This is a genomic window from Acidiphilium rubrum, from assembly GCF_900156265.1.
Lineage (GTDB): Bacteria > Pseudomonadota > Alphaproteobacteria > Acetobacterales > Acetobacteraceae > Acidiphilium > Acidiphilium rubrum.
Genome location: NZ_FTNE01000025.1, coordinates 1 through 17183, shown reverse-complemented (window position 1 = coordinate 17183; position 17183 = coordinate 1). Strand labels below are relative to the sequence as shown.

At 63.9% G+C, this 17183-nt stretch carries 15 protein-coding genes; 5 read left to right on the top strand and 10 right to left on the bottom strand.

What is annotated here, in order from left to right:
- Positions 1-33 precede the first annotated feature (33 nt).
- Both BW994_RS15095 and BW994_RS15085 read left to right on the top strand, forming a co-directional pair.
- Positions 34-609, top strand: coding sequence for a hypothetical protein (locus BW994_RS15095; RefSeq protein WP_139334147.1), 576 nt, complete (start codon positions 34-36; stop codon positions 607-609).
- 691 nt (positions 610-1300) lie between these two features.
- Positions 1301-1570, top strand: coding sequence for a hypothetical protein (locus BW994_RS15085; protein ID WP_029312506.1), 270 nt, complete (start codon positions 1301-1303; stop codon positions 1568-1570).
- 46 nt (positions 1571-1616) lie between these two features.
- Here the strand turns inward: BW994_RS15085 and BW994_RS15080 are convergent, their stop codons facing one another.
- From BW994_RS15080 to BW994_RS15040, 10 genes are read right to left on the bottom strand one after another with little or no spacing between them, the layout of a single operon-like run.
- Positions 1617-2339, bottom strand: coding sequence for a PP2C family protein-serine/threonine phosphatase (locus BW994_RS15080; protein WP_029312505.1), 723 nt, complete (start codon positions 2337-2339; stop codon positions 1617-1619).
- On the bottom strand, positions 2336-2866 hold the full coding sequence (gene tagF / locus BW994_RS15075) for a type VI secretion system-associated protein TagF (protein ID WP_029312504.1): 531 nt from the start codon (positions 2864-2866) through the stop codon (positions 2336-2338). The genes BW994_RS15080 and tagF overlap by 4 nt, the downstream gene beginning before the upstream one ends.
- Positions 2863-6372 (bottom strand): type VI secretion system membrane subunit TssM, encoded by a 3510-nt coding sequence (gene tssM, locus BW994_RS15070; RefSeq protein ID WP_029312503.1) that lies wholly within the window; start codon positions 6370-6372, stop codon positions 2863-2865. Before tssM ends, tagF begins: the two co-directional genes overlap by 4 nt.
- Entirely contained in the window at positions 6369-6557 is a 189-nt protein-coding gene (locus BW994_RS19335) for a hypothetical protein (RefSeq protein WP_139334146.1), read from the bottom strand. The genes tssM and BW994_RS19335 overlap by 4 nt, the downstream gene beginning before the upstream one ends.
- The gene (gene icmH / locus BW994_RS15065; RefSeq protein WP_029312502.1) at positions 6554-7903 is read right to left on the bottom strand and encodes a type IVB secretion system protein IcmH/DotU; all 1350 of its coding nucleotides are present in this window, start codon (positions 7901-7903) and stop codon (positions 6554-6556) included. The genes BW994_RS19335 and icmH overlap by 4 nt, the downstream gene beginning before the upstream one ends.
- Complete coding sequence (gene tssK, locus BW994_RS15060; RefSeq protein ID WP_029312501.1) at positions 7900-9231, bottom strand: type VI secretion system baseplate subunit TssK; 1332 nt, start codon at positions 9229-9231, stop codon at positions 7900-7902. Before tssK ends, icmH begins: the two co-directional genes overlap by 4 nt.
- Before the next feature lie 6 nt (positions 9232-9237).
- On the bottom strand, positions 9238-9705 hold the full coding sequence (gene tssJ / locus BW994_RS15055; protein WP_029312500.1) for a type VI secretion system lipoprotein TssJ: 468 nt from the start codon (positions 9703-9705) through the stop codon (positions 9238-9240).
- Positions 9702-10979 (bottom strand): type VI secretion system-associated FHA domain protein TagH, encoded by a 1278-nt coding sequence (gene tagH / locus BW994_RS15050; protein WP_076454682.1) that lies wholly within the window; start codon positions 10977-10979, stop codon positions 9702-9704. The genes tssJ and tagH overlap by 4 nt, the downstream gene beginning before the upstream one ends.
- Complete coding sequence (locus tag BW994_RS15045) at positions 10976-11572, bottom strand: DUF6931 family protein (protein WP_245594155.1); 597 nt, start codon at positions 11570-11572, stop codon at positions 10976-10978. Before BW994_RS15045 ends, tagH begins: the two co-directional genes overlap by 4 nt.
- 3 nt (positions 11573-11575) lie before the next feature.
- Positions 11576-13417, bottom strand: coding sequence for a type VI secretion system Vgr family protein (locus BW994_RS15040; protein WP_051657436.1), 1842 nt, complete (start codon positions 13415-13417; stop codon positions 11576-11578).
- Between the two features lie 305 nt (positions 13418-13722).
- On the opposite strand from BW994_RS15040, the gene BW994_RS15035 reads away from it, so the two are divergent.
- The 3 genes from BW994_RS15035 to BW994_RS19325 form a co-directional block, all read left to right on the top strand.
- The gene (locus tag BW994_RS15035) at positions 13723-15351 is read left to right on the top strand and encodes an Mbeg1-like protein (RefSeq protein ID WP_029312496.1); all 1629 of its coding nucleotides are present in this window, start codon (positions 13723-13725) and stop codon (positions 15349-15351) included.
- A gap of 29 nt (positions 15352-15380) precedes the next feature.
- Positions 15381-16097: an ankyrin repeat domain-containing protein gene (locus tag BW994_RS15030; protein WP_081849129.1), complete on the top strand. Its 717-nt coding sequence runs from the start codon at positions 15381-15383 to the stop codon at positions 16095-16097.
- Positions 16098-16551: 454 nt separating this feature from the next.
- Positions 16552-17183: ankyrin repeat domain-containing protein (locus BW994_RS19325; RefSeq protein WP_139334145.1), on the top strand; the 632-nt coding region annotated here is incomplete at its 3' end.

Genomic DNA, 17183 nt, shown 5'->3' with positions numbered 1-17183 from the left:
CGCAGTGCCAACCGATGATACAGGGAGCCGTCCATGTCTACGTCCATCGACTTCATGACGAAACCTCACAAGTTCATCTACAAATGCGTCGTCTGTGGAACCGAGACGTCGGTCCTCGGTGAAAGCGGCACCGTGGTCTCGCCCGGCGCCACCCACGGCGAAGCTGTACGCAACGGCATGAGCGTGTATGGCGAGGAACGCATCAACGGCGCCAGCCGGATTGCATCCAGAAATACGGAAATGAAGGATATCTGCGGCGGATTCGGCCGCATGGTGTTCGTCAGATCGGCCACCTACAATCCGCAACCGCCTCCCGTCACCACTCCTGCGGGCTGGGATGACTTTGCAACAAGGGTCCATGGCTTCTGGCAAGCCTTCAAAAACAGCGGCTACGATGTCGCCCTGCGCGGTGTCAATAATCGCGGCACGACCGGTTACCAGGCGATCCCTGACAAAATCAGGACCTATCTCAGCAATCACCAAACCGTAAACATCAACGGTGGCACCTATACGGTCTCGAACAGTGTGTCGGGCGGGGTTTCACTGCATCGCACCATCCCTGTACGCGGGCAGAACGGAACCGTCTGTTCATTTATTTATCATTATTGACCACAATAGGACCAACCGTCCTGTTTCGGCTCGCGATCGTCGCTCATGCCGTTCACGAGACAGCGTTAATGATGACGGTTCACGACCGTTGGTATCCATAGAAACGTGACGCAGGATGATATGGGGTCATCAAATCGGTCACCAACGATTTTTGCCGGGCAGATAGATTGAGTCGCCCTTGCGACCCAACCTACTCCAACCGCAATGATCGAGCCTGCCACCGGCAACCACAAAACCGTTCACTTGCGCGCCGCCATCCTGATCGAACCCGCCCCGCAGCCCGGTGCATCCCGGAAAACAACGCGACCACGACAATCCGTACCAAAAACACGAAATTAGTATAAGTAACGCTTTCCCACCCCCCGCCGGCTGTGCTTTGATCAAATTATGATCGAGCCTACCGCCTCAGAGTCCCTGACCGTGCCTGGTGCCGACACCGTCAAGCTGCTGCGTGACGGCGTCTCGACCCAGCGCGACTGTGCGACGGGGCTGGCACGGGCTCTGTTCGACCTCATCCTCGCCCTCTGCAACGCCATCATTCACCGGCGCGAAAACCCGATCGCCGCAGCACCACAAGAACCGGCGTCCCAACCCGCACGAACCCCCGAACCCACCGCCCAAAACCACACCCCGCGCCCGCCGGCACGCCAGGGCGATATCAACGCGTCCGGACATCATCGCGCCCGATCCGATGCTGCACGAGCCGGAACCGGCCGGGTCATTCCGCCCATCACCGATCGCGCGCTTCATCGCGCCGCCCCGCTTCACCGTGCCGCCACACTTCACCGTGCCGTCCCGTGCCGATCAAGCCAGCGCGCTGCGGCAACGCCAACCCTCCGAGTCCATCGCGATCGCCACGCGTCCCGGCAATCAATGCACGACCCGCCCCAGCCCCGAGCCCTCCAAAAAACACACCAAGGCCACAGCGCATTCGCGCGTCCTTTTCGTTACGATATCGTAACTAAAACCATAACCGCCTTCAGCCGACCGCCTTCAGCCGCCCGCCTTCAGCCGATCGTCACCACCACCGCAGTCACATTGTCACTCCCCTTCCGCGCCAGTGCCGCCGCAATCAGCAATTCGGTCGGCGGCACGCCGTCCGGCGCACCCAGCAACGCCGCAATCTCGCTCACCGGCAGGGTCTTGCTCAACCCGTCCGAGCATAACAGAAAGCGATCGCCGGGTTCGATCGTGCCGATCGTCTTGTCCAACTCCAGATCGAGGCCGTCGGCACCCAGCGCCCGCGTGATCACGTTCGCCTGCGGATGATGCTCGGCCGCCGCCAGGCTCAGGCGCCCCTGATCGACGAGGTCCTGCACCAGCGAATGGTCGCGGGTAATCTGGGTCAACGCGCCCTGGCGCAACAGATAGGCCCGGGAATCACCGGCCCACAGGCAGGCGAAATGCGTATCGCGCAGCACCAATATCACCACGGTCGAAGCAATGACGGTCCCCGCCCCCCGCAATCCGGCCTCGTGCAGCAACGCCGTGTGGGTCTCGTTCATCGCCACGCGCACCCGCGGCAGCAACTCCGCCGCGGTCAACCCTGGCTCCAGCCGATCCAGCGCCGCCGCGATCATGCCGGACGCAAGCTCGCCGGACTGATGGCCGCCCGCGCCATCGGCGACCGCCCAAAGCCCGAGGTCCGGCCGACACAGATAGGCATCCTCGTTGTGCCGGCGCACCGTCCCGACATGGGTCTGCGCCCAGGTGGTAACACGCGGGATCATCGCGCAGCGTCCGGCGCCTGATCGGTCAGGAACGCCGCGAAGCCTGCGGGATCGGGCAGATCATCGCACTCGAATCGCGCGGCGGCCTTGCGCGGCGCGCCGTCGGTCCACCAAATGTTGCGCGCGGGCGGCGTCCACGGGTCGGGTGCGATGCCGACCAGGCGCAGCGCGAGGCGATCCGGCGTGACATCGGTCGTGACGGCATCGAAGCCGAGCGCCTCGGCACCGGCCAGCCAGGCAGGGCCGGCGCGCGCGGCATCGGTCGCAATCACGAGCGGAAAGCAGCGCTCCACACTGTCCATGCTCGGCATCCACACACCACCAAGACGCTGCCCGCCGATGGTCGCGAAAAAGCGCCAGACCGGCGCTTCCATCCAGCAATCCACCCAGGACTCGCCCAGCGAATCCTGGCTGGCGTGCAGGCAGGCGCGCATCCAATCATCGAGCGCATCGACCACCGCGGTGCTCAGCCCACCGCGCACGAAATCGCCGCGCGCGGGTAGCTTGCCGTAGAACCCCGCACTCATCCCCGCAGACTCGGGCAGCGGAAATTGGTCAGCACGCCCGGTGCGAACGGGTTGAAGATCGAACCCGCTTCGATCGCGAAGGATGCCGTCTCGCCACCCTGATCGAAGGTGAGCGTATAGCGCGCCGACGCGCCGCCTGCCGTCAGGCTGCCCTGGTTGAACAGCCGGAACACCGCCCATGGCCCGCTGGCCTGCAAGGTGATCGGCGTGCCGCCGGCCGCCGCCGGTGTAATGATCAACCGGGCGGCTTGCATGCCATCCGCCCCCGGCCAGGTCACCGAGGTCGGCACCGTCGGGCCATGGGCGTAGTTGATGGTGACACCGCCAAGTTGCAGCGTCACCTGCGCCGCACTGGCCGAGAGCGATTCCGGCGTGATGGTGAATTGCACGCTCGGCGTCGCGCTGCCGACAAAGAACATCTGCTGGATTTCCTGGGCGCGCTGGAACTCCGCCACCGCCCCCTGGCTGACCGGCGGGGTGACGCCGTTGACCGGCTGCACGTGCCACACCGGCGCGGTCATGTTCACGAAGGGTCGCACCTGGGTGTTGAAAAAACTATCGAGTGCCGCACCCGGGGCGAACAGATGCGCGAAATCCGCGAGCGGAATGCCGGCGCTGGCGCTGCGATCGAACGGGTAATGCCCGACCACCGCCTTCTGACACAACGGCGCCGCCCCACCCGGCGCATTGAACGCCGCCGCGGCCGAAGCCGCCGCGCTGCCGCCGCGCAAAGTGTTCGCCGTCGCGGTAATGCCACTGAGCCAGCGCCGCACCGGTTGCGGGTCGTGCTGCGCCTCGCCTTCGAGCAGCGCCGCCGCATCGCCGCCCGCACCGGGTGCCGCGGGTCCGGCGGCACCGGGGGCGGTGGCCGCGAGCGTGGCGAGTTGTTGCTGCACCTGATCGATCAGTTGCAGGGTCAGGCTGATCGGCGCACCGACCGCGCCATTGCCGACATAGGTGCGCAGGGGTGCGAATTTCTGATCGATCGCGGCACCAGGTGCCGGTGGTGGCGCGCCGTTCTCCGGCCCGACGACGCCCTTGAGCCGTGCGGCCGCGGCATCAAGCGCGGCCAGATGCGGTGCCTTCGGTGCGGCGCTGCCCTTGGGCAGTTTCGGCGCCTGTGACAGGGTGAGTTGCTTGGCCATCGATTCCAGCAGCGTCTTCATCGGCGATTGCGGCGAGCCGAGCACATAGAGCGCCTGCACCGCCTGCCCGGCGCTGCCCAGCGGCACCAGATTGATGTCATCGATCATCGTGCGCCAATGCGCGGCGTAATCCGCCTCGTAGAGTTTGATCACATCGCTTTCCAGCGACTGCATCTGCGGCGAGTTGGGATCGACCTGAGATGACTGGCCGAGCACCCAGCTTTCCTTCGCGACATCCTGCGTGGCGTGGGTGAGTGCCGGCAACAGCACGGTGTAGAAGCCGCGCCGTGTGAAAAATCCGGGCACGCCATCGGTCAGGGGTTTGCCGGTCGCGTTGGTGAACAGCGGCGTGCCGGCGGCACCGAGCGCTGCCGCCGGTGTCCAATCCGGCACGCGCGCGGCCGCCTGGGAATCGCGGATGCGCGAATAGACGCGCTCGGCGATCGGCACCCGCGAGAAGGTGGCGCGCGCGGTCGCGACCAGCCCGCCATCCAGCGGAACATCGGGCAGCGGGCGGGCAAGCAGATCGATCAAATTCTCCATCAGCGAGGCGCGCAGATCGGTCTGGCCGATGCCGGGATACAGGCGTTGCCAGTCGAGCTTCATCCACGCCTCGACCAGCGGCGCATCGAGCGGGCCCTGGTTGCCGAGCATCAGATAGACGCGCGTCGCCTGATACAGGAAATCGGGTCGGTCGAGGCCACCGCGCATTTCGGCTTCCAGTTGCAGAACCAGCCGCGGCAGCAGCGCGAAATCGAGCGTGTGGCGATAGACCGCGGCGGTGGCCGCATGGATCGAACGGGTCTGATCGAGGCCCAGCCCGGCGAAGCCGGCATCCGGCTTCGCTGCGGCCAGGCGGCGCGCCTGTTCGAGCAATGGCGCGATCAGCGGCAGGTTGGCGCTCGAAACCGGATCGAGCTTGAGGGTGGCAGCGATTTTCTGTTCGGCGGCGAGGCTGTTATTCGCCCGCGCGATGGCGGCCGCATTGTTGCCCCGGCTGATCAACAGGCCGGCCACCAACGCGATGAACACCACGCCGACCGCGGCGAACCCGCCCGCCCGCAGTGCGAAGCGTCGGCGCGCGAGGCCGCGATCCGCCGACCCGAGCATCGCCTCGCCGAAGATCACGTCCTTCAACAGCGAGGCCAGAAAATACGAGCGGCCGGATTGCGGCCGCAGGCTCGGCGCGCGCCGCTGGTCGATGCCGAAACTGCGCGCCAGGGCGCCGGTCAGCCGGTCGATCGGCGTGCCTTCCTGCGTGCCGGAGCAAAGATAGACACCGCGCAGCCAGGGCGCGGGGTCGAGCGTCGAACCGCCGAACGCCTCGGTCAGGAATGCCGCCAGCGGCGCTTGCAGGCTGGCGACCTGGAGGGGAAATCCCTCGATCATCGCGCGGCGGTCCGGGCTGCGCTCGGCGGCGAGGCGGTCGATCACCCGCGCCTCGATCCGGCCGATCAGGGCCTTGAATTCGGGCACGAATTCGCGAACGGCGCCGGCCGGCCCGCGCTCGTTCGGGAACGTGGCTCCCCAGACCTGGGCGCGGCCGGCGGTGTCCAGATCATCGAAAAACTCGGTGAAACCCGCGATCAGGTCGGATTTGGTGAACAGCGCATAGACCGGTACGGTCACGCCGAGGCGGGACGTAAGATCCTTGATCCGCGCACGGATCGCGCGAGCATGGGCCGCGCTGGCGGACGGATCGCCGCCCGCGATGTCCGACAGCGCGATCGCCACGATCACGCCGTTCAGCGGCTGGCGCGGCCTGGTGCGTTTCAGCAGGTCGAGAAACCCGTGCCAGCCGGCCTGATCGACCGCGACGGCGGAATCCTGCGTGGTGTAGCGGCCGGCGGTGTCGATCATCACGGCCTGATCGGTGAACCACCAGTCGCAATAGCGCGTACCGCCGACCCCGGCGACCGCCCCCTGCCCCAGCTCCGCCGCCAGTGGAAAATTCAGCCCGGCGTTCATCAGCGCGGTCGTTTTGCCGGCGCCGGGCGGCCCGATGATGACGTACCAGGGCTGCTCATACAGGTAACCGCGCGTGCCGCGCGCCTTGGCGAGAATCGCCAGCGCCTTTTTCAAGCGCGCTGACAACGCGGCAACCTCGTCCTGCTTCGCACCTGCATCGGGGTCGACCGGTGCGGCCGTGATCGCGCTCTCGACCGTGCTGGCGCGCTTGCGGGCGCGCCGATCGAGCCAGAGATTGACCCCGAGCCAGAGCAGCACGATCAGGGCGATGATGATCGCGCGCGGCAGAATGCCGGCCAGCGGCGGCCAGAACGGCGCGAAGAACCAGACCAGCGCTGCGATGATGGCAACGCCGAGGCCGGTTAGAAGCCAGCGGGCCAGGCGGGCGTTCATCGGGGGGCCGGTGCGAGAAAGGAAGGGAAGGACAAGACTGCTTTTTTGTAAAAAAGCAGCAAAAAACTTTTGGTGGTTGGGGGCATGGGTGGTTTTGCTGGCACGGGCTTAATCAGATAAAAGTTTTTTTGCTGCTTTTTTTTCAAAAAAAGCAGTGCTTGCTTTGCTATTGAAACTGCGCTCATGGCGCACTCCCCCGGATCAGCACGATCTCGATCCGGCGATTCAGCGCGCGGCCGGCAGCCGTTGCGTTGCTCGCGATCGGCGAGGCAGCGCCCCGACCCTCGGCGGTGATACGGCTCTGATCGCCGATCGAACGGTCCAGCACGGCGGCGGCGGCGCGGGCGCGGTCCTGCGAGAGCACGAGGTTGTTCGGGAATTGCAGCGTGTGGATTGGCTGGCTGTCGGTATAGCCGATCACCTGGACCTGGCCGCGCTCACGCGCGAGTGCCTGGCCGATTTTGCCCATCAGCGGCAAAGCCTGCGCCTGCACGGTGGCGCTGCCGGAATCGAACAGGCCGGTGTTGTTGATCCGCACGATCGGCGCATTCACGCTGCCCAGCACGCTGACCTCGCCCTTGGCGATTTCGGGCGAGAGAAATCCGCGCAACCGGTCGAGCACGGTGGGGGATGGTGCCACCGGCGGCGGCGGCGGCGCGGTGGGACCGGCGCGGACCAGACTTGGCATATGCGACGGATCGGCCGCGACCGCGCGGTTGTAGAGCGCGCCGGACGCGCCGGCGAGCGTATAGTCGAGGCTCGCATAGACCAGCGCCAGCACACCGAGCGCCGCAGCACCCGCCACCCACACCGGCACGGAGGCGCGCCGGGGACGATACGCCGCGGCGACGCCCTGCCAATGCGGCGACAGGGCCGGATCGCCCGGCGGGCGGGCGCGGCGGATGGTCGCGTAGATATCCTCGCGCAGCCGGTCGATTTCGGCCGGTCCGCGCGGGCTGAGCCGGTAGCGGCCCATGTAGCCGAGCGAGAGGCAGACATACATCAGTTCGAGCACCGCGAGGAACTGGCCGGGGCTTTCGCGGATCTGCTTCAATATGTCGAAGAACCGCTCGCCGGAACGCACCTCCTGATGAAAGGTCGATACCAGCGAGCGCTGCGCCCAGGCACCCTGGCTGCCCCAGGGGGTGGCGAGCACCACGTCATCGAGGCTGGCGCAGAGCGCGTAATGCGCGGGACGGAGTTGATCGACCGGGACTTGCGCCTGGCGCCCGGCGATTTCGAAATCGCGCAGGGCGCGCGCCGCACGCTCGCGCAGATCGCCGGAATCGGGCGGTTGCAGCGTGTTGCGCAGGCGTGCGAGCAATTGCAGCAGGGGCGCGGCGGCGGCGAGCAGCGGTGTCGAGCCGAAATTGAGCGTCTCGGCGCCACCGCCCGGTGGCGGTGGCGCGGGGGGTTCGGAACCGCCGCCGGTCGGCGGCGGCGGTGCGGGCGGTGGGCGCCTGCCGCCCGGCGATGGGCGAATGATCGTGCGGTCGCTGTCGTCGGGTTCGGAGAACGGGTTGTCGCTCATCCGCGGATCGCCCAGAGTTCGAGTTTCATGCCCGGAAACTCGCCCGAGACATGCAGGGCGAAGGCGCCCGAATTCTGCATCTGCTGCCAATGCGGGCTGCCGCGATCGAGCTCGAAATAGCTCGCACCCGCGTAGAACGGAATCTGGCGTGGGGCGACCGGCAAGGGCCGCACCGAAATGCCCGGCAGTGCGACGTTGACCAACTCCCTGATCTGTTCGACCGCACCGATTTTCACCTGTGCCGGGAACAGCCGCCGGAGGGTTTCGCCCGGCACATCCGCCTGGACGGTGAGGACGAAATTCGATGCCCGCAGGATCGAACGATCGTTGATCGGGCCGACGTGCACGCCGTGCCGGCGCTCCTGCAAGGGAATCGCGATCGCGTTCTGTTCGATCACCGCGGACAGCGAGCGGCGCAGATCGGCCACGACCGGGGCAAAGCTGCGTTGCAGATCCTCATGCCGGTAGCCGGGATAGGTGTTGGGCCGGCGCGTACCCTCGATGAAGGTGGCGAACTCGGCCGCCATTTCGACGAAGGCGGCGTAGAGTGTTTCCGGGTGGATTACCGCAGCATCCGCCCAATGCTGCAACAGCGCCTGCCAGCGGTTGATCGCCTGCAGCAGCATGAAATCCTGCACCTCCGCCACGCCGCGGGTGCCGGGCGCGTTGAGCCGTGCGGCCAGCGCCTCGCCGCGCTGGTGGATCATGCCGGAAAATTCGGTGATCAGCCCGGCGAGCGGGGCGGCGGCGTGGCAGGCCAGCGCGGGGGGGCACCAGCGCTCGTCGAGCGTGACGCGTTTATCGGCCGAGACCTCGATGATGCGGGCCATCGGCAGGCAGAGGAATCCGGCGCGATCCTCGGTATCGAGCATGTAGCGCAGCCGCAGCCGGCCGATCAGCACTTCGGCCGGTTCGGGCGAGGCGGAATGGGTGTCGTACGCCTCGAACCGCGCGGCGGTGTAGCGCCCTTCGGTGCTACCATCGGGTGCGGCGATTTCGGCCGCGCCGGGCTGGCGGATCGGCAGGGCCAGATGCACCAGCACGTTGCGGGTGGCTTCCGGCACATCGAACGGTGCGGGGTGATCGGCCTCGTTCGGCAGGGCGAAGGGCGTGCCATCCTCGAACACGCCGGCCGCCTCGGCTAACGCGAACCGGCCGGTGCCGAGCAGGTCGCGGTTGATCGTGGCGTGGGTGATGCCCCAGGGGTAAGGCACCAATGATGCAATCCGGCCGCGCAGCAATGCATCCAGCCAGCGATCCTGCTGCTGGAAATGTTGCGAGCGGAGAAACATTCCCTCCTGCCAGACGACCCGGTTGGTCCAACTCATCGCCGATCAGCCTTTTTTGATGTTAGGCACCAGTTTGGCCGTCACGCCGTTCAACCGCAAGACCAGATCGTTCGGTTTATGCGGCGTCAGCGGGGCGAGCAGCCGCCACTGCGCCTGATCGATCGCGCGGAACAGCACGGCGATGCCAAGTGCCTGCGCGCCATCCGGCAGGCGGCGATCGAGATGCACCGTCGCGCCGGGCGGCACGATCACCTGGTCGGACGGGCCGGCCAGATCGGTGCCGAGCACGGTGCTCGCGTGGCTCATCAGCGAATAGGGATCTGCCGCGTTGAACTTGCCCGATGCGGCCAGCGGATAGATGCGCACGGCGACCGGCTCGGCAGTGCCTGTGGCATCGGCGTTCTGGGTGGCGCCGCCGATGATGGTGAGCGCGAGCGTCGCCGGCGGGGGCGGTGGCGGCGCGCCGCCGCAGGCGGCGAGCAGGAGCGGCAGGGCGAGGATCAGTCGTTTCATCGTTCGCGCGCCTCGGCTTCGGCCAGGGCGGCTTCGTAGGCGCGCGCGAAGGCCTTGCCGAACACGCTGTCGAAATCATCGGTCAGGGCGCGGGTGATTTCGCCGTGCAGCGCCTCGAACGCATCGAACGCGCGGGCCTTGCGCTGGGCGGGGATCATGGCGCGGCCCTGCTCGCCCTCGGCGCGCAGCAGGCCGGGATCGAACCGATCGAGCAGCGCGCGCACGGCGGCTTGCATCGCTCCCATCACCGCGATTTCGTGCAGGCGGATGTCGCGCAGCGCATCGCTCACCGCGGCGTCGGCCGCCATATCGGTGCGGCGGCCGATGCCGAGCAGGGCGGCCATGGCATCGTCATCATCGGCGGAGAATTTCAGCGGATTGTTGCCCTTGGCGCGGATCATGGTCTGTTCGATCCGGAATTCGCCCTTGATCGCGGCGCGCGCGATCATGCTCTGGCGCAGACCCGCGACCATCGCGCGGAACGCACCGCCGAGCCGGCGCATCATGACGGCCGGATCACCGCCGACCGGTGCATCGGCCATGCCGGCGGCGGTGAGGAAGGCGGTGAGCAGATCGGGGTGATCGGACGTGATGGGCGACGCGGCCGGTGGTGGTGGTGGCGGCACTGGGGTTGGGTTGAAGGCTTCGGGCGCCGGTGGGCGCGGCGGAGGCGGCGTGAGCGATAGATCCCAATCATCGGGCAGGAGTTTCGGTGCCCGCGGCGGCGGGCGGAATGCGTCCTGATGTGCGGCCGAATGATCGGCGACCGGCCGGCCGAACAGCGACTCATCGGGCGCGAGCGGATCGAAATCGCTGGGCAGCGCGATCGAATTGCCGCCGCCGAACCAGCTGTCCGGCGCGGGTGGCGCGGCGGGTGCGCTCGGTGTTGCGAACGGATCATCGCCGAACGGGTCGCCGTAGTCGTTGCGCGGCGGGGCCGGTGGTGCGAAGGCGGTGGCGGATTGCATCCGCGCCTCGATTTCATAGGCGCCGAACCGGATCCGATCGCCATCGGCCAGCGTGTGCACGCCGCCGCTGCCGAGGGGGGCGGCATCGCGGTTGATGTAGGTGCCGTTGGTGCTGGTATCGGCGATCTGCCAGGCACCGCCGCGCCACGCGATGACGCAATGGCGCTTGGACAGGACGCGCTCGGGGTCGGCCAGCACCCAATCGTTATCGGAACCCCGGCCGATGCGGAATTCGCCGCCCTCCAGCCGCCGGGTTTCCGGCGGTGCCGCATCAGGGCAGCGCAGCATGCTGAGGATGAGGGTCACGACGCGTCTTCGCGCGCGATGCGACCCGCGCCGCCCTGGGCGATATCGCGCGCGGCCCCGAGATAGCGTTCGAGGCGCATCAGCCGCAGCGCGGGATCGCCGCGCACCGAGGCGAGGGTGACCGCGCCGGCGACGGCGACGCCGGTGAGGTGCGGGGCGGGGGGATTGGGCGGCATGGCTTCGGGGGCGATGCTGGGGCCGGACCAGAAGGCACCGACGGCGGCCCAGGCTTCCGGTGTTTGGAAGCCGACCTGTTCGGCCAGCGCCATTGCGGCGTAGCGGGACGCTTCGGTCTGGGTGCGGACCCAGGTTTCAGCGGCTTCCCGGGCACTGCGGTCGGGTTCGGCGAGATCGGCGGGGGCGTTGGACTGGGCGCACATGCACGCCCACCAGACCGCCTCGCGCCGGGGCAAGGCATGGGCGAAACAGCGCGCGGCCTCGACGAGGAAGCCGTTGCCGGCGAGCGTGGCGATCAACTGCGGCACCGTGGTGCAGTCGGCGATTGTGCTGCGTGCCTCGGGACCGAGCGTTGCGCGGGCGACGATGGCGTCGCGGTCAGCGTCGCGGAGCTTGTCCATCGATGCGGCGTCCATCGCTCAATTCACCTTGATGATGGGGGCATTCTGGATCATCAGCGTCCCTGCCTTGTGCTGGGCGATCTTTCCATCGGTCTGAAGCAATGATTCGGCTTCGATCTTGATCATCAGCGATTTCAGCGTGATGCTGGTGTGATCCATCACGATCGTGCTGTCACCCACTTTCAAGGTGATCGACGTATCGGATTCATAGAGGACGGCCTTGGTCACCTTGACCGTCTGGGTCCCCTGGACTGTGATCGCTTCGTTCTTTTTCACCGTGACGGTGCGGTTGGCATCGACCGTCATGGTCTGGTCGTTCTCGACCTCGATGACATGATCCTTCTGGGCGTGGAACAGCAGGATTTCCGAACCCATCGTGTCGTCGAACGAGATCTCGTTGTAATCCGCCGCCCCGCCGCCCTTGGTCGAGCGGGAGCGAAACCCGCTCTTGTTCTTGTCGCTGGCCGGGAAAATCGGCGTGTTGGTCGAATTATACAGCGCGCCGACCGCGACCGGGCGATCGATATCGCCTTCGAGGAAGGTGACCGCGACCTCCTGGCCGATGCGCGGGATGAACTGCGCGCCCCAGCCACCGCCCGACCAGGGCTGCACCACGCGGAGCCAGAAACTACCTGAGGACGTGGTCTCGCCGCGGTGATCCCACGGGAACTGCACTTTGATACGGCCGAGATCGTCGGTGTAGATCTCCTCGCCTTGCGGGCCGATCACGGTTGCGGAATAGAAACCGGCCATGGCGGGCTTGGGCAGCGGAATGGGCTGCCAGGGGGTTTTGGCGGGGATGGCGGTGAGTGAGAGCGTGATGCCGGGATCGCGTGCGTTGGTCATTGCACCGCCCTGATCGCTGATTGCCAGTGCGACGGAAATCAGCACGTAGTCACTGGCGCCGCCGTCGGCGGTGGGGTCGCCGGTGAGCGTGATCTGGCCGCCGACGTAGAGATCGGGGATGGTGGCGCTACCCTCATACACCTGAGCGCGCGCTTCATGCGCCTGCATGTGCCGCTTGGCGATTGTCTGGGCGGTGCCGGGGTCGGGCGCCCAGCTTGGCCAATGGTAATGGGTGCGGTTGGCGACACCGGGTGCCGTCAAAATCGTCGGCTCGTCGCCTTTGATCGCGGTTGAGGCGGTGGTCGGGTTGTAATCGCCCATGGTGGAGGTGCCGAGCGTGGTGGCATCGGCGCGGTGCCAGGTGTGGACGCTGGCCTCGATGCCGCTGAGCGAGGAAAACATGAGAGGCGAAGCCGGCAGGGTTTTGAAGGCGGCGTTGGAATTACCGATCACCAGCGTGTGCTTGCCGTCGCTGTGTTCGAAAAAATAGAACAGCCCATCCTCGGCGAGGATGCGGTTGAGGAAGCCGAGATAGGTTTCGTTGAACATGACCGTGTAGGGTCGGCTCGGCGGGTTGCCGTTGATGCGGTATTCGACATCGGTGACGCCGAATTCGGGGAGGATTTGCTGGGCGATATCGAGGGATGATTTGTTCTCGAAAAAGCGGCAGTCGCGGGTCTGTTCAAGGAAGTGCAGCTTGGGGACGATGACAATTTCGTAATCCCAATAGGATTGAGAGGCGAGCAGGGTGGAGCCGGTGGAGGTGGAGGGCATCTGGGTGATGCTGACGACCAGGCCATTGAGATAGCAGAGATGCGGGCCGCCCTGGGCGATGGTGATCGTGACGGGTTGGTGGAGGAGCTGGTCGACCTGGATGATGGAGAGGCCGGTGCGGAGCGTAACGGTATAGGCAAAGGGTTGGCTCAGATCGCATCCGCCTAGAACACCTGTCGCCTTGAAGGAGTCGGGCGGCAACGGCGTCTGGATTTCAAGTAGATCGGTCAGCACATCCATCAGCGTGTCGCTCCAAGCCTCATGATACCGTTTTATGGTACGTTAGCACAGGTAGCTCGTTTCGGGAGGCCGACGCCGTAAAGATGATTGGAACATGAACAAAATTTAAATGAACGTCGCGTTATTAATTTTCATACGAATTTATGAAACATTGGGTGGGTATGGCATTCGGCACGGCAAACGGAACGTCGGTGACTGCGTTTTCTCCTCGGGCCCAGTGCGGATCGGCAAGACTCCCGTATTGGCGATGGTGCTTTGATATGCTTAACGAACGGGTAGGGCGTCGGGAACATGGGTAAATTGTGATGGACGGAATGTCTCCGTATCAGGCGCGAGCGAGCAGGACCCCGCCGCGCCCCTATCTGGAACTCAACGTGTCGCAGGGTGTGTTGCTGATCCTGCCGATAAACAACGATACCGTCCTGCTGCGCCGCTTCGAGGTGTTTCCACACGCTCTTGCTGAAGGCCGCCAGGGGGCGCGGGCCTATGATGCCATGCTGCGGGAGGCGCGATCTTCCCCATCCGCCATGGGGAGGATACGGCGGTTCTACGACGAGTGGCGTCCTGGTCTTGCCAGCCGGATCGCTGATCCGGCGCTGGTGCTGCGGCTTAATCAGGACGTTCATAGCCCATTGCTCGCGACATTTTATTTCAAGAGCCCGGCGTTTCTGCATGCGGCGATGGTGCGCCGCCATCCGGAATCGGTGGTACCACGGCCTGTCGGCGATATCAGCAATTGGTCCGTCCAACAGAGGATCGTAGCGATATTCGAGGCCATGTTCGATCAGCACGATTTTCAGGCGGTTGCCGGAGCCGATTGGATTGCGCTTCAGAAGCAGCTGAAAGAGTTGCTGACCCCGATCCATCTGAGTATCCTCGCGGTCGGCTTGAGCGGGCTCGCCGCCGCTCAGGGCGTACCAGGGCTCAATGTCGTAATCGATACCTTGCTGGTGGGGCTGGCGTGGACCGCCGACGGCTATGCCGGGCTGCTCGCCATCCGCAGCTTCATGCAGGCGGTCGTCGAGGCCTGTACGGCGCGGACGCAACAGCAGATCAATGCCGCGGCGAAGGAACTGGCGTCTGCACTCATTCAACTCGGCGTCATGACGTTCCTGACGGTCCTGATCAGCCGGATCCGACTGATCGAAGGTTTTCCGGAAAAAGCGCCCGTTGCGGAGGATACGACGGAAAAGGCGGCCGCCGGTACCGCTCGTCCGATCGAGCGGGAAGCGGTGAACGATCCTGATTGCGCGCAGTTGGCGCATGCGAAGGATATGGCGCAGCTTTCGACACATGTTTACGGAAAAGATATGACGTTACCGGACGGGTACCGCTATCTCGACCCCGCGACGGAAGACGGACGAAAGGAGTTAGAGTCTCTCGGGTTAATCCCACAAGATCTGGCGCCACAAAATTCCCCTTTCCGCGCCTCCATTTTTGCATCAGGGTCAGGAGAGAACCCCTCCTACGTGGTAGGTTTCAAAGGCACCACGCCAACGTCAGTCAGCGATTGGATGCAGAATTTTCAACAACTGGTGGGCACGCGAAGTTCTGCATACGATAATGCAATGGATCTCGCGCGTCGCGTTGCCGATCAAAATGATAATTTATCATTTACCGGCCACTCCCTCGGAGGAGGCCTTGCGTCGGCAGCTTCGGTCGTCACGGGAAAATCAGCGACCATATTTAACGCAGCGGGGTTAAATCCGTCGACAGTTAGGGGGTTCCCCTTGGCACAAGCACCTGTGACCGCATACCATACAGCAGACGACATTCTTTCCACGTCGCAAGATGCATCTATTTTTCCCGCAGCATACGGTAACCGATATGAACTACCGCCTATTTCAAACAGACCATATAGCTTGGCCTCACATAACATAGAGGCAGTCACAAAATCGTTGACTGCAAAAATGAGAGACCTTGGTTGCCCATGACCATCAGCTTAATTTCTCGGATTTAGTGAATGACGCAATATTTCTTTACGTCATCTTCCTACGATGAACCGTCACAGCGCGAATTTGCCGCACTTGTGGCCAAAGGTGATGTTGACAAAGCTTTGAAGGCGGCATCAAAACTTGCTTATGGCGTTAATTGTGCTGCGCCTGATGGTGTTACCCCATTGTTGGTCGCCGTTGAGCGGGAAAATAGAGACATGGTCTTGGCTCTTTTGGATGCCGGTGCACAGCCTGATGGAGACTCCCAGAAAGCGCCTGTATTTCAGGCTGTCAGTTGTTCGACCCCAGATATCCTCCGCGATCTTCTTGATGCGGGTGCCGATCCCAATGGAATGATGGATACTGTCCCGGCATTATGTGACGCCGCACTTCACAACCGTATTGCTGCGGCGGAGCTTCTTCTTTCTTACGGCGCCGATGTGAACAGTCAGAATAGTATCGGAGTTACTGCGATCAACAAGGCCGCTTCAGCCGAACAATGGGATATGGTGAATTTCCTAATGGACCACGGAGCTTCGATCTGGATCGCGGCACCCGCAAGCGGTTCGACCATGCCGCGCTTCGCGATCAACGATCGCATGGACCCCAACAGTGCGCTTTGGAGATCACGCGAAGCGGCGATTCAGAAAATCAAAGCTGCCGGTTTCCCTTGGCCACCGCCGCACCCAAAGGAGGTCAAGCGGTTGCTGAGCGAAGGTAAATGGCCCCCGCCTCAGGCGCATTAGCCAACGGGCGACCGACCTTCTGCAGCGCAAGGACCACCCAAGATCGATGATTGAACCCTCAACATTCTCCAAGAGCTGGGCTTGCCGAGTGAATCCTATAACTATGCGATCGATCCTGGCACGAAGCTCGCAGATTACACAGATAATTTATCGTTTGCAGGTCACTCTCTTGGAGGGGGTCTAGCATCTGCTGCCTCGGTTGTGACTGGGAAGCCAGCGACAATTTTCAACGCAGCTGGTCTAAACGCAGCCACAACTGGAGGTTTTCCGTCGCTTCAGGCACCTGTCACGGCATATCACACTGCGGACGATATCCTTTCAACAACGCAAGATTCGTCGATTTTTCCGTCGGCGTACGGGGAGCGTTTTGAATTGCCGCCTGTTTCGGCCAACCCGTACAGCTGGGACGCGCATGGAATGGACTCCGTCAAACAATCACTGGCCACCAAAATGAATGACTTGGGTTGCCCATGATAGGCCAATTATTTCTGGGACAGAATTAATGCAATTCTTTTTTAATCCAACATCCTTCGATGATCCGGCCCAACTATTGTTCGCCGAGCACGTAGCGAAAGGGCGGATTCTCGAAGCTGTCGAAACGGGATCGGACCTCATCGCCGGCGTCAGTACCATTGCACCCGATGGCGTTACTGCCTTGTTGATTTCGGTCGAGCGAGAGAATCGACCAATGGTATCAGCACTCCTGCGAGCGGGGGCAAATCCGAACGGCGGACCAAATAGAGCGCCGGTTAATCAGGCTGTGTATAACTCGAATACAGAAATACTCAAGGATCTTCTTGAAGCAGGGGCCGATCCGAACGGTATGATGGAGAGTAACCCTGCGCTCTTTAGTGCAGCACGCCACGATTTTATCGCGGCAGCAAATCTCCTTCTTTCATTTGATGCGGATATCAATAGTCGCGACGAAATTGGCGTCACAGCCCTTAGCACCGCCGCTTCGGCTCAAAATTGGGATATGGTCAATCTCCTGATGGACCACGGAGCTTCGATCTGGATCGCGGCACCCGCAAGCGGTTCGACCATGCCGCGCTTCGCGATCAACGATCGCATGGACCCCAACAGTGC

Excerpts from the sequence above, each read along its gene's own strand:
- BW994_RS15095 (WP_139334147.1), top strand. The coding sequence starts at position 34 with ATGTCTACGTCCATCGACTTCATGACGAAACCTCACAAGTTCATCTAC.
- BW994_RS15085 (WP_029312506.1), top strand. The coding sequence starts at position 1,301 with ATGCTGCACGAGCCGGAACCGGCCGGGTCATTCCGCCCATCACCGATC.
- BW994_RS15080 (WP_029312505.1), bottom strand. The coding sequence starts at position 2,339 with ATGATCCCGCGTGTTACCACCTGGGCGCAGACCCATGTCGGGACGGTG.
- tagF (WP_029312504.1), bottom strand. The coding sequence starts at position 2,866 with ATGAGTGCGGGGTTCTACGGCAAGCTACCCGCGCGCGGCGATTTCGTG.
- tssM (WP_029312503.1), bottom strand. The coding sequence starts at position 6,372 with ATGAACGCCCGCCTGGCCCGCTGGCTTCTAACCGGCCTCGGCGTTGCC.
- BW994_RS19335 (WP_139334146.1), bottom strand. The coding sequence starts at position 6,557 with ATGAGCGCAGTTTCAATAGCAAAGCAAGCACTGCTTTTTTTGAAAAAA.
- icmH (WP_029312502.1), bottom strand. The coding sequence starts at position 7,903 with ATGAGCGACAACCCGTTCTCCGAACCCGACGACAGCGACCGCACGATC.
- tssK (WP_029312501.1), bottom strand. The coding sequence starts at position 9,231 with ATGAGTTGGACCAACCGGGTCGTCTGGCAGGAGGGAATGTTTCTCCGC.
- tssJ (WP_029312500.1), bottom strand. The coding sequence starts at position 9,705 with ATGAAACGACTGATCCTCGCCCTGCCGCTCCTGCTCGCCGCCTGCGGC.
- BW994_RS15045 (WP_245594155.1), bottom strand. The coding sequence starts at position 11,572 with ATGGACGCCGCATCGATGGACAAGCTCCGCGACGCTGACCGCGACGCC.
- BW994_RS15040 (WP_051657436.1), bottom strand. The coding sequence starts at position 13,417 with ATGGATGTGCTGACCGATCTACTTGAAATCCAGACGCCGTTGCCGCCC.
- BW994_RS15035 (WP_029312496.1), top strand. The coding sequence starts at position 13,723 with ATGGACGGAATGTCTCCGTATCAGGCGCGAGCGAGCAGGACCCCGCCG.
- BW994_RS15030 (WP_081849129.1), top strand. The coding sequence starts at position 15,381 with ATGACGCAATATTTCTTTACGTCATCTTCCTACGATGAACCGTCACAG.